At 40.8% G+C, this 13,318-nt stretch carries 11 protein-coding genes; 10 read left to right on the top strand and 1 reads right to left on the bottom strand.

The window, feature by feature from the left end; genetic code table 11:
- The first annotated feature begins 27 nt into the window (after positions 1–27).
- The 9 genes from GSQ84_RS06635 to GSQ84_RS06595 all read left to right on the top strand — a co-directional run bounded on the left by GSQ84_RS06635 (position 28) and on the right by GSQ84_RS06595 (position 10,420).
- Positions 28–2,247, top strand: a complete 2,220-nt coding sequence (locus GSQ84_RS06635; protein WP_158796473.1) for a S9 family peptidase — start codon at positions 28–30, stop codon at positions 2,245–2,247.
- Between the two features lie 134 nt (positions 2,248–2,381).
- On the top strand, positions 2,382–3,605 hold the full coding sequence (locus GSQ84_RS06630) for a polysaccharide deacetylase family protein (protein WP_158796472.1): 1,224 nt from the start codon (positions 2,382–2,384) through the stop codon (positions 3,603–3,605).
- A 24-nt stretch (positions 3,606–3,629) separates the two neighbouring features.
- The gene (locus GSQ84_RS06625; RefSeq protein ID WP_371416360.1) at positions 3,630–4,004 is read left to right on the top strand and encodes a transmembrane 220 family protein; all 375 of its coding nucleotides are present in this window, start codon (positions 3,630–3,632) and stop codon (positions 4,002–4,004) included.
- Between the two features lie 65 nt (positions 4,005–4,069).
- The gene (locus tag GSQ84_RS06620; protein WP_158796471.1) at positions 4,070–4,765 is read left to right on the top strand and encodes an EboA domain-containing protein; all 696 of its coding nucleotides are present in this window, start codon (positions 4,070–4,072) and stop codon (positions 4,763–4,765) included.
- A 27-nt stretch (positions 4,766–4,792) separates the two neighbouring features.
- On the top strand, positions 4,793–5,761 hold the full coding sequence (locus GSQ84_RS06615) for a TatD family hydrolase (RefSeq protein WP_254070793.1): 969 nt from the start codon (positions 4,793–4,795) through the stop codon (positions 5,759–5,761).
- A gap of 7 nt (positions 5,762–5,768) precedes the next feature.
- A complete protein-coding gene (eboC, locus tag GSQ84_RS06610; protein ID WP_254070792.1) occupies positions 5,769–6,653 on the top strand; it encodes a UbiA-like protein EboC in 885 nt (294 codons plus the stop codon).
- Positions 6,654–6,684: 31 nt separating this feature from the next.
- Positions 6,685–7,845 (top strand): 3-dehydroquinate synthase, encoded by a 1,161-nt coding sequence (locus tag GSQ84_RS06605; RefSeq protein ID WP_158796469.1) that lies wholly within the window; start codon positions 6,685–6,687, stop codon positions 7,843–7,845.
- Positions 7,846–7,857: 12 nt separating this feature from the next.
- A complete protein-coding gene (gene eboE, locus GSQ84_RS06600; protein ID WP_158796468.1) occupies positions 7,858–9,069 on the top strand; it encodes a metabolite traffic protein EboE in 1,212 nt (403 codons plus the stop codon).
- Between the two features lies 1 nt (position 9,070).
- Positions 9,071–10,420: an alkaline phosphatase family protein gene (locus GSQ84_RS06595; RefSeq protein WP_158796467.1), complete on the top strand. Its 1,350-nt coding sequence runs from the start codon at positions 9,071–9,073 to the stop codon at positions 10,418–10,420.
- Positions 10,421–10,982: 562 nt separating this feature from the next.
- Here GSQ84_RS06595 and GSQ84_RS06590 read toward each other — a convergent pair.
- The gene (locus GSQ84_RS06590) at positions 10,983–12,101 is read right to left on the bottom strand and encodes a Fic family protein (RefSeq protein ID WP_158796466.1); all 1,119 of its coding nucleotides are present in this window, start codon (positions 12,099–12,101) and stop codon (positions 10,983–10,985) included.
- A gap of 631 nt (positions 12,102–12,732) precedes the next feature.
- Between GSQ84_RS06590 and GSQ84_RS06585 the strand changes: the two genes are divergently transcribed.
- Positions 12,733–13,287 (top strand): RNA polymerase sigma factor, encoded by a 555-nt coding sequence (locus tag GSQ84_RS06585; protein WP_158796465.1) that lies wholly within the window; start codon positions 12,733–12,735, stop codon positions 13,285–13,287.
- The last annotated feature ends 31 nt before the right edge of the window (positions 13,288–13,318 follow it).

Here is a 13,318-nt window from a genome sequence, read left to right as displayed (position 1 = left end):
TTCAATCTCCTTATACTAGAATGTCACATGGCGATAAGGCTTAACCTCTATCAAATTGCAGTTGCAATTGTTTTTTTATTCATTTTTCAACCTGCAGATTTGCAGGCACAGTCAGATGGCCCCGTACGCTGGACCAAAGATGGCAATCACTTTTACCAGATCGCTGAAGGTGCTATCGTGGAGATTGACGCGCAAAATCCAGCCAGTAAAACAGTGATCATCAGTAAAGAAATGCTTACTCCATCAGGAAAAGAACCTTTGGTGATCAAGCATTTTTCATTTTCAGGCGATGGCCATAAAGTATTGATCATGACGAACACCAAAAAAGTATGGCGTTATGAAACCCGCGGCGATTATTGGATATACGATATGGCTGCTAAAACTTTAAACCAGGTAGGAAAAGATCAGCCGGCTTCGTCATTGATGTTTGCCAAATTCTCCCCCGACGGCGAGAAAGTAGCTTTTGTAAGTGAACACAATATTTATGTAGAAATCATATCCACCGCAGCAGTTAAACCGCTAACTACTGATGGCACTAAAAAACTGATCAACGGTACTTTCGACTGGGCATATGAAGAAGAATTTTTCTGCCGTGATGGTTTTAGATGGAGTCCGGATAGCAAGCATATCGCTTATTGGCAGATTGATGCCAGTAAAACCAAAAACTACCTGATGATCAACAATACGGATTCCATTTATCCATTTGTAACACCTGTTGAATATCCTGTTGCCGGTGAACCTCCATCTCCATATAAAATTGGCGTGGTGAGTGTTTCAGGAGGAGCTACCCAGTGGATGGATATTCCAACTGATCCTGTTTTACATTCTTACGTTCCACGAATGGAATGGGCCGCCAATAATACTGAATTGATCATACAGCATTTAAACCGTCAGCAAAATCAAAGCAGGCTGATGCGCTGTACGGTTTCAAACGGAAAATCAACTACCATTTATATGGAAAGTGATCCGGCCTGGATCGATATTTTACCCTTGTGGGATGATGATTATAGCAATGGAGGATGGGATTGGCTCAACAACGGATCTGAATTTCTCTGGGCGAGTGAAAAAGACGGCTGGCGTCATCTATATCGGATCAGCCGCGATGGAAAAAAAGAAAAGCTGATCACTTCAGGAACATACGATGTGATGAACATCAGGGCTATTGATGAAAAATCAGGTTATATCTATTTCCTGGCTTCACCAGTAAATGCCACTCAAAAATACCTATACCGCACTAAATTAGATGGCAGCGGTAAAGCGGAACGTCTTTCTCCGGCAAATGAAAGCGGTACACATGAATATGATGTTTCTCCAAATGGCAAACTGGCACTGCATGCTTTCTCTAATTATTATACGGAGCCGGTTTCGGAAGTGGTTTCCCTGCCCGACCATAAAGCGTTGAATGGTGCCGAAAATGTAAATAATGCTTTGGCTAAAGCAGATCCATCTAAATCTAACGTTGAATTTTTCAAAGTAAAAACCCAGGATGGTGTTGAAATGGATGGCTGGATGCAAAAGCCAGATCATTTTGATCCATCCAAAAAATATCCTGTTGTTTTTTATGTCTACGGAGAGCCCTGGGGACAGGAAGTAAGGGATGAATATGGGGTTAACTACAATTATTTATACCAGGGAGATATGGCCAAAGATGGTTATATCTATGTTTCTATAGATAACCGGGGCACTCCTGTGCCTAAAGGCCGCGAATGGCGAAAAGCTATTTATCGCAATATTGGCTTATTAAACATTCGCGACCAGGCTATGGCTGCAAAAGAGGTTTTAAAACGCCCTTACATCGATACCAGCAGGGTAGCTGTTTGGGGCTGGAGTGGCGGGGGCTCTTCTACCCTCAACCTGATGTTTCAATATCCAGAAATCTATAAAACCGGAATAGCCATAGCAGCGGTAGGCAACCAGCTTTCTTATGATAATATTTATCAGGAACGTTATATGGGAGTACCCATCAGCGAAGAAAGCCGTTCCTATTTTATCAAAGGTTCTCCTGTTACTTACGCTAAAAATTTACGCGGTAACCTGTTATATATTCATGGTACAGGGGATGATAATGTACATTATCAAAACGCCGAACTCCTGATCAATGAGCTGATCAGGTACAATAAGCAATTCCAGATGATGTCTTATCCCAACCGTACCCATGCCATCTCAGAAGGAGAAGGTACAAGTTTACACTTGGCTACTTTGTTTACCAATTATTTAAAAGAACACTGCCCTCCGGGAGCCAGATAATATTAATTAATAACAATGGAATATTCAAAAAAGTATACTGTAAAATTTGCCTGATACCATTACAGATAAAATAATTGATGCCCCGATACTGGATGTAGAGGTTTAATTCGAAAAAAAATCAAATTCTGATGAACATGAAAAGCGATAGTCTTAAAGTAGTGATGTTATGCAGTCTATGCCTGCTTTATTTATTTAAGACTCCCGCTTTTGCGCTGACCGACAGTATTCCTCGAAAGGCCGCAGGAGAAAAGGTAGTTTACCTGAAGCTGAAACTTAGCTCCATGGCTGCTGTAACAGTTTCTAAAGCTCCATTAAAGTACAACAAACACCTGGCCCTGAGTTTTACACTGGACGACGGTTACCGGTCGGCCTTTTTAACTGCCTATCCGCTGTTACATGGCGGCCGCATTAGCCCTCCATTTCCTGATGAATGGAAAAATGATGAAGGCGGAGACGGAAGTTATTCTGCCGGGCTGTTTTTCTCGGATGGCTGTGCCCATGCAATACCTTTTCGCCTGGGCATTGCCATCAATGCTGCTGGTATTGGGGAGTTGCCAGTAAATAGGGGGCATTTATCCTGGCCGGAAGTACATACACTCTATCAGTCCGGATGGGATATCCTTAACCACGGTTATCATCATGCCACCAAACATGGGACAGATTATGAGAATGAAGTGCTGCAAAACGTTTCCCTGGTTAAAAACAAGCTGGGGTTTACAATGACACAGTTTATTGTACCAGGTGGGGAAGGTGATAAAGATTATCAAAAAGCATATGAACAGGCAGCACTCAAAAACGGATCTTTTTCCGTTGCTTCTGTTAATGGGGCCGAACCGCTCATTCCGGTTAAAGATACCGTTAACCTAACCTCCCTGATTTACAAACGCGATTTCATGAGCAGCGGAAATATTCCCCTGGCTACAGCCAAACAACGCTTAAGCCTGTTAGATTCGCTGATGCGGTTAACTGAACCGGCATGGCTTCATGAATTTACCCATGGCGTGGGGAACAGTAACCTTTGGTCACTAAGTGTGGTTTTCCCTGAATTTAAATATTACATGACCACCATTGCCGGGAAGTATGGTCAAAAAGGAACAGATAAGTTATGGATGGCCCCATGGCAGGAGGTTTATGAATATATCTGGCTTAGAGACCGTGTAAAAATAGAAACTACTCAAAAAGGTCAGGAGCTGATCATTAAAATGATTTTACCCGAAATACCAGATACGTTCAGGCATACCGCAATTTCTTTAAACATTCAAACGACATCCTCATTCGACCTGATTTCACAAAGCTCTAACCTTAGTGTTTCTTACCATGGAAAAGGGGATAAAAAGCTGATCAATATTAATTTATAAAACTTATCATTGTATAACTACTCAATGTTGCCTATGTTATTGATGATTATAAATATTATTTTCTGCCTGTCATTTGTGGTTTTTGCCTATTTAAATTTAAACGACATTGATCCCTGGCTTTGGGTGCCGATCTATCTCAGCGCAGCCGTTTGCTGTGGAGAGGCTGTTTTTGGCCATTTTTACCCAATGATATATCTATTCTTGATTGCCTTTTACCTGATCTATGCTATTATCCTCTTTTTTGCAGAAGATGGCGTTCGCGATTGGATCACAAAATATAAGCGGCCGAGTATTGTTGAAAGCATGCAGGCTACCAAACCTTATATTGAGAAAACAAGAGAGTTCTTCGGGTTATTGATTATCACCGGAGCATTGCTGATCAATTATTTCTCCTCCTGATTTCATTTTTCTGACAAAATCTACTGTTAACTAGTTATAACCGCTATTATATTTTATAATTGTGTATGTTTCATTATGATGTAGAAAAGCTAAAAGCTTCCATTGAGGAGATAATCATAGAAAATATTACTGATGAAGCCAGGATATGGCTTCAAATGAAAGTTGCGTCACATCAAACCAGTGTTGATTTCAATGGTACTTTTGCAGCCATCCCAAGACGGACAGGTAAACAGGCAATCATCCTCAATAATGATCAGCAGAAAACCCTCTCCGCATGTAGAAACAACTTCTCTATTGAAAACTGGACTGTAGACAGATTAACCAGAATATGGCTGTTGCTGGAATTAAATAGCACCGATCAGGATCAATACCACCGCAGCATTGAAAGTCTGTTTATGGCTGCAGAGATGAATGAGCTGGTTGCCTTATATTCATCCTTACCTTTACTGGCCTATCCCGAAATTTGGGCACAAAGATGTTCAGAGGGTATAAGAAGTAATATCGGCAATGTTTTAGAGGCCATTATGTATAACAATCCATATCCTTCCGAAAACCTATCACAGCCTGCCTGGAACCAGCTGGTGTTAAAAGCCTTTTTTACCGAAAAACAACTGGATCAAATCATAGGACTTTACGATCGTGCAAACGAGGAATTGGCTTATACTTTAGTCGATTATGCAAAAGAAAGAGAAGCCGCAGGACGTGAAGTAAATCCTGAGTTGTGGCTTCTGGTAGATAAATTTATAGATATACCCAAATAATTTTAAGATATGTGTTGCAGTAATTCAGTGGAAAACAGAAATGAAGAACCGGCCGAGCCTGTGTTTTTTGATATCAGCGCAGTAAAAGGAATGCGGTTTTTTGATCCTCATGTGCACATGACTTCAAGGACCACAGACGATTATCAGGCAATGGCAGATGCTGGCGTGGTGGCGCTGATAGAGCCTGCTTTCTGGCTTGGACAGCCGAGAACCGGCATTGATAGCTTCAGGGATTATTACAGCAGCCTGATAGGCTGGGAAAGGTTCCGTTCTTCTCAATTTGGCATCAAACATTATTGTACCATCGGGTTAAATTCCCGGGAAGCCAATAACGAAGCCCTGGCCGAACAGGTGATGGAAATTCTGCCCTTGTTCGTTTACAAAGAAGGTGTAGTAGGCATTGGGGAGATCGGGTTTGACGACCAGACACCTGCCGAGGAAAAGTATTACCGGCTGCAGCTTGAACTGGCCAAAGAGGCTGGTTTACCCGTACAGATACATACCCCTCACCGGGATAAGAAAAAAGGGACACAGCGTAGTATGGACATTGCTTTAGAGCATGGTCTTGATCCGAAGATGATCATCATCGACCATAATAACGAGGAGACTGTAAAAGAAGTGCTGGATAGAGGCTTCTGGGCAGCTTTTACCATTTATCCTTTTACTAAAATGGGCAATGAACGCATGGTTGATATCGCGAAACAGTATGGTCCGGAGCGCATCATGATTAATTCTGCTGCCGACTGGGGAATCAGCGATCCCCTGGCTGTGCCTAAAACCGCAGCATTAATGAAGGTACGTGGATTAAGCGACCAGGACATTGAACTGATCACTTATCGCAATGCGATCACTGCCTTTGCACAGAGCGGGCAGATTGATGAGGCCGATTTTGCCGCAGTAAAAAATATAGACCAAAGCGTGAAGTTTGAAGGTAATTCTATTCTGCGCGGAGGTCAGCAACCCCGAATTGATAAATCATCCATTATTATTAGCTGATCGCCTTTTGAAAAAAGTATTTATCTATTTACAACTGATGAGGCCAGCCAACATCATTACCGCTGTGGCCGACATCTTAGCCGGAATTGCCATTACCACTGTGTTTAACGGCACTTTTTTGCAGTCATGGTCTTCGATCCTGCTCCTGTGTGTTTCAACGGCCTGTTTATACGGTGGGGGAATAGTTTTTAATGACGTTTTTGATGCTGACCTCGACAAAATAGAACGTCCTGAACGTGCGATACCTTCCGGAGCGATTTCTATAAAAGAAGCCGCTATTTTAGGTACAGTATTGTTAAGCCTCGGTATCATTTTAGCTTTTTTAACGAATGCTAATGCCGGGTTAGTCGCTTTAGCTATTGCTTTTTGTGCGTTGGTATATGATCAGTGGGCCAAACATCATCATTTTTTTGGCCCATTAAATATGGGTTTATGCCGCGGCCTGAATCTTTTGTTAGGGATCAGTATTGTTCCTGCGGCAATAAACAACTGGTATATACTGGCTATCGCTCCTGTTGTTTATATCTTTTCCATTACTATGACCAGTCGCGGAGAGGTGCATGGCGGCAATAAGACTAATTTATACATCGCAGCATTTTTGTATGCCGCAGTGATAGGCTTTATCGCCTATTTCTCTTATACCAACGGCCGCCTACTCTGGTCGCTTGTTTTTTTATTGCCCTTTGCCTGGATGATTTTCAAACCTCTTACTAAAGCAATAGCGGAACCCATTGGTAAAAATATAGGACTGGCGGTTAAAGCCGGGGTTTTATCCTTAATTTTAATGGATGCATCCTGGGCAGCGACTTTCAGTTCTTTATATCCTGCACTGGTTATCTGCTGTTTACTACCCTTATCCATTTGGCTCTCAAAGTTTTTTGCAGTTACTTAATTTTCAACACAACCTACCATTTTTTGTATCCATGGAACATTTGCAACAGTCTTTTACGATAAAATACAGCTATAACGTCTTCTTTACTTCCTCAATGTTTGCGATTGACAATGAGCTATTGAGTGATTTTTTATCGGCCTCACCTATTTCAGCTACGACAAAAAAAATCCTTTTCGTTATTGACCAGGGTGTAATAGATTATCATCCCGCTTTAATAGGCAAGATTAAGGAATATTTTATCAGGTATAATAGGGTACAGTTAGTCCAGCACCTGCTGATTATTCCAGGTGGTGAACTGGTAAAAAATAACACCCGCTATTTTGATGAGGTGCTGGAAGCCGTCGACAAATACGGAATAGACCGCCATTCCTATATCGCTGGCATTGGTGGTGGCGCTCTGCTGGATATGGTTGGTTATGCGGCAACCGTAGCGCACAGAGGCGTAAAACATATCCGGATACCTACTACCGTTCTTTCCCAGAATGATTCTGGCATTGGTGTAAAAAACAGCGTCAATTATTTCAATAAAAAAAACTTCCTGGGCACTTTTTCTACGCCGGATGCTGTTTTTAATGACGCTGCATTTTTAACCACTTTAACAGACCGCGACTGGCGTTCTGGAATTGCAGAAGCTATTAAAGTTGCGCTGATCAAAGATGCCGTATTTTTTGAATGGATAGAAGCGCATGCCCATGATATGGCGAGTCGCAAGCTGGAGATAATGAATTACCTGGTATGGAGGTGTGCACAGTTACACATGGAACATATCGCAGGGGATGACCCTTTTGAAAGAGGCTCTTCACGGCCGCTTGATTTTGGCCACTGGAGTGCACATAAACTGGAATACCTCACCAATTTTAAAGTGAAACATGGCGAAGCAGTAGCCATGGGTATCGCACTGGATACCGTGTATTCAAATCTTTCCGGACGGTTATCTTTTGATGCGCGTGAAAGGGTAATTCACTTGTTACTCCTTTTAGGTTTCGAAATTACACATGACCTTTTGCAGGTTAGCGGTGATAATAGTCCTATCCTGCTAGGCTTGCAGGAGTTCCGTGAACATTTAGGCGGAGAACTGACCATTATGCTGCTAACCGCTATTGGAAGAGGTGAGGAAGTGCATGAAATTAACACAGAAATATTGAAACAGGCTGCAAAAATTTTAAAAGACATACAGAATGATCCACACTAAAATAATGAGCTTATGAATCTGGGCACAGCACATCTAACTTATTGTACAAATATCCATGCAGGAGAAACCTGGCCTGATACTTTTTCAGCTTTGCAGTTTAATTTCCCTGTGATCAAAGCACAACTATCTCCGGATAAACCCATGGGAATTGGTCTGCGCCTTTCCAATATTGGCAGTATCGATCTGCTGAATGATGAGATTTACTTTCAGGAGTTTCAGCAATGGCTAACAGCCCACAACGCTTATGTATTTACTATGAACGGATTCCCTTACGGCAATTTTCATCATGCCCATGTTAAGGACCAGGTTCATGCACCAGACTGGACTACAAACGACCGGTTAACATATACGTTACGCCTGTTTGATATACTGGCTAAATTGCTGCCTGAAGGAATGGAAGGGGGAATTTCTACCTCTCCCTTAAGTTATAAACCCTGGCATACGGCAAGCGATGAAAGAAAAAAAGTAAAGGAGATGGCTACAGCAAATATTTTAAAAGTAGCCGCAGCGCTCTATCGTATGTTTGAATCGACCGGTGTTATCCTGCATCTGGATATTGAACCTGAACCAGATGGCTTTTTAGAATCCGGAGAAGGGTTTATCAACTGGTTTGAAAATGACTTACTGGCTATTGGGGTTCCAGTTCTTTCGGAGCAGTTAAATTTAACTGCTGAAGAAACAACTACAGCCATTAAACAGCATATACGTCTGTGTTACGATGTGTGTCATTTTGCGATTGGCTATGAGCCACATGCTGAAGTTATTGATCAGTTAGCAGAGAAAGGTATAAAAGTGGGCAAGATACAGATCAGTGCAGCTTTAAAAGCCGCTTTACCATCGTCTCCCGATGACAGGGAACCTATTGTACATGCACTTTCAAAGTTTACAGAAGCTACTTATTTACATCAGGTGATTGCTAAAACCAACAGCGGAAGCCTGATCAGATATCCCGACCTGCCGGAAGCGCTGGCAGATAACCGCAATCCGGGGGTAATTGAATGGCGCGCACATTTCCACGTTCCCATTTTTGCTGAAGATATGGGCCTGGTAAAATCTACCCAGGCAGATATTGTCGAAGTACTGAACAAGTTCAAAGAAAATCCTTTTACACAGCATCTGGAGGTAGAAACCTACACCTGGGAAGTTTTACCGGAAGACTTGAAAGTTCCATTAACGCAATCTATTACCAGGGAACTGGATTGGGTAATCAAAAGATTAGTATAACATGAATAAAACGGTTGTAATAGATGTGGTGGGCTTATCTTCATCAGTCATTGGACAGTACACCCCATTCCTTCAGCAATATTGCAGTGAAAGACACCTTAATTTTATACAGCCAGCTTTGCCGGCACTAACGACATCAATGCAATCAGCTTATCTCACAGGAAAATTCCCCTCAGAGACAGGCATAGTTGGTAACGGATGGTATGACCGGGTAGATTGCGAGGTCAAATTCTGGAAACAGTCTAATAAGTTAGTGGAAGGGGAAAAGATCTGGGATAAAGCAAAAAGAGAAGATCCGTCTTTTACCAGTGCGATGTTGTTTTGGTGGTACAATATGTATTCTACCGCAGATTATTCTATTACACCGCGTCCTAATTACCTTGCTGACGGCCGTAAGCTGCCCGATTGTTATTCGCACCCTGCTGATTTAAGAGACCAATTACAGGATAAACTCGGGCGATTCCCTTTGTTTCAGTTCTGGGGTCCCGGAGCAAATATCAAATCCACACAGTGGATCGCTGATGCGGCAAAGATGACGGACGATCTCCATGACCCAACGCTCTCGCTGATCTATCTTCCTCACCTTGATTATTGCCTCCAAAAGTTTGGGCCAGATCTTCCTCTTATTGCCAAAGAACTTCTGGAGATTGACAGGGTGGTGGAGCAGCTGGTTAATTTTTACCAGCAGAAAGGCGCACGTGTTATCCTGCTTTCAGAATATGGCATAACTCCCGTTAATAACCCAATCCATTTAAACCGCTTGTTCAGACAGCACGGTTTGTTACAAATCCGGATGGAAAGAGGGCTTGAGTTGCTTGATCCGGGTGCATCCAAAGCTTTTGTTGTAGCAGATCATCAGATCGCCCACGTGTATATCAATGATAAAAGTGTAACGGAACAGGTAAAAGCACTTCTGAAATCAGTGTCGTCAGTTGAACTGGTGCTAGACAGGGAGGAACAGGTTAAACATAACATCAACCATGAAAGAGCAGGAGACCTGGTTTTAATGGCTGATGAGAAAAGCTGGTTTACTTATTATTTCTGGCTGGACGATGCTTTGGCACCTGATTATGCCCGTGTGGTAGATATCCATAAAAAACCAGGTTATGATCCCGTTGAGATGTTCATGACCTCAAAGGCAAGAGCCGCTTATAAATTATTAAGAAAGAAAGCTGGATTGAGGTATGTGATGGATGTGATTCCGCTTGATGCTACTTTAATCAAAGGTTCACATGGAAGGATAGGTTTTTCAAAAGAGTATCAACCGGTTATCATCACAGATCATCAAATTGACCATCCACTCATTGCTACTGATGTATTTGATATCATCTGGCAGCATTTAACCTCCTAAATACATGTCAACATTTTTAATTGTTTTAAAAATCAGGAGGATTGTTTGAACCATACTCTTAAAAATCAACATCATTCCATTAACTTATAACGTCCTGACAGATGGGTTTGCTGAAGAAGTATTAAAAATCACGACCAATAGAATTGACCAGGCAGATCACATCAAATTATATTGCGGGGAGCAAACCGTCTTCTACCGATATCGGCGGGATGAAAAAGCAGATTTAACCCTGAGAAAACCCAGTGAAAACGCACTCAGAATGCAAACACCGAGTGTGTTTTCACTGGGTTTTCTATTGTCCGTCTCCACGCGGAGAAAGGATCTGCATCATTGGCTATCCGGAATTTGAATTAAGATTATTTACTTCTATAAAACCTAGTCTCATGCATTCGATAATCAAGCGGCTCTTATTATACCTGTTTATTGCTTTATAAATACAGAAGATTATGATCAATATTTCTGTTGTTGGTATCAACCTCCGGGATATTGGATTCGTAAACAATTATCATTTTATGCCTACCCAATCGTCGGCAAACGATCCAAGTAATATAACGCTATCAAATTATTCTGAGAGAATGCGATAAAGTTCCAGGTTTAAATAGTAGCTATTTCCTTGTATTATTCTTTTTTCCAAAACTCCCATTTCTGATAATTTGTCCAGATATTTTCGGGCCGTGTTTTCTGCAAATAACTTTCGGTCAGTAAGATGCTTTACTTTAGTATATGGTTGACTGAACAATGCATCTACGAGACTTTCCGGTCTGCTAATTTCATTGTCATCCTTAATTGCTTCAAGAATTGCGTCTTTAGCAGATATAATATCATTTATCTTATAATAAGTAATATTAGCTGTTACCTCTAATGCCTTTAGCATATACAGTAGCCATTTCTTCCAACTCCCTCTTTGGGTTATACCGGATAAACCTCCATAATATTCTTCCTTATTGTCAATAATATAGCGACTTAGAAATAATATGGGATAATCCAACAGCCCTTTTTTAGTTAAGTAATGAATATTAAAGATCCGTCCGGTTCTTCCATTCCCATCCCGGAAAGGATGTATGGCCTCAAACTGAAAATGTCCTATTGCCATTTTTAAAAGAGGATCTAAGGGATATTTTTTATCATCGTTTAAAAATTCCAGCAGGTTTTGAAGCTTTGCCTCAATAATTCCTTTACCTCTGGGCGGCGTAAAAAAAACAGTTCCCGCGTTAGGCCCACTACCCCCTTCTTTGATGTAGACCTGTGCAATTGGATTTCTTATTCCGTCACTGAATTGACTTACAATTCTATACATTTTTACAAAGTAGTTCTCGTCGAAATCATTCTGTTTGAGATGATCATAACCTATCCACAAGGCCTTTCTATAATTTAGGATTTCCTTTGTAGGTCCCTGTGGTTCTTTAGCGAGATTTTCACTATAAGCTTTATATAACTCGTCATCGGTTGTAAAAATATTCTCCACAGCACTTGATGCTTTCGCCTCCTGTAAGCTTATTGAATTGATTAGCATAGCCTGATTTGGGATCGCTATACTTCGTCCCTGTAATCTCGCTAAAGCCGCTTTAGAGTCACCTAGCTGACGATAAATATCTAAATCTTCATATAATTTCTTATCGATTGGCAATTCAGGAAGATCATTCCAGGGTTTACTTCTATCGGGATTTATTATATAAGGCATATACAAATATACTAAAAAGCTGGCCTTAAAAAATCTACTTTTTAAGGCCAGTTTCGTTTTTGACCTTAAAATAAGGTCGGAAGTATAGTCTAACCTTAAATTTAAACATATTTTAAGGTTAGCTCACATTTTCACCTTAAAATTTATTCAAAATGCCTAAAGAATTAAGCCCCTTGTATTTGGGCCAATTAGTCCATAATTAAGTAGGAATTTATTCCTGTTTACCATTACAGTATCCTAAGTTAATCGATTATCATGATGTTTTACAATTTCCTAAATAAATCCCGGCTTACTGTAAAGGAAAAAACACAATAAATTCAGGTTAGTAATAGTAAAGGGCATGTGAATCTTCCTGGGCTTATTATTGGACTAGCTGCCGTATTTTACGGATTTCAAGAGCTTTATTTAAAATTATTTACTCACCAGGGAGTGTTCAGCAAAGGCGTTATATTGTTATTAATTGGACCTTCATTTCTATTATTTACATATTTTCAATATACAATAGAAAGACATCAGTATGAAAAGAACGCAGGCTTTCGAGCCTATAAATTTGAAAACGGCTATTTTGTAAAATATCTTTTTTGGGTGATTATTTAACGAAATTGGTATAAAGCAACTAAAGAATAATTGGATGCAAATCGTAACAGACACTATTTTACTGGAGATGCTAAAAAAGGAGGAAGATATTTCCTTCAAAATGCTTTATAATTTAAGTTTTGATTCCGTTTCAAACTTCATCAGGCTGAACTCAGGAACCAAAGAAGATGCTGAAGATGTTTTTCAGGAAACAATAGTGATCTTGCTTGAAAAGTTACGGACCACGGAATTTAAACTAAGCGCCGGCTTGAAAACCTATTTGTTCGCTATTGCTAAAAATATTTGGTTCAAGCGTTTACGGGAAAGAAAAATTAGCCTGGTGCATAGCGTTGTGGAGCAGGAAATGATTGTGGAAAGTTTTGAAACTGAGATTTATCCCGAGCAAACCAATGAACAAAAAATGGAAGTTTACCTGCAAAATATTACCACCCACTGCAGGTGGATTATTCGGTCCCTTTTCTACCTGCAGTTCCCTATCGAGTCGCTGATGGAAACGATGGGCTGGAAAAATAAGCACACTGCCAATAATCAAAAGTACAAATGTGTTCAGATGATTCGTAAAGAAATGCTAAAGCAGGAAAAGGCGTAATTGTATGCCAACGGATGTGAAAAGCCGTTGC

The organism is Pedobacter sp. L105 (assembly GCF_009765875.1).
Lineage (GTDB): Bacteria > Bacteroidota > Bacteroidia > Sphingobacteriales > Sphingobacteriaceae > Pedobacter.
The sequence above is the reverse complement of the archived record's forward strand: the minus strand, read 5'-3'. Positions and strand labels throughout refer to the sequence as shown.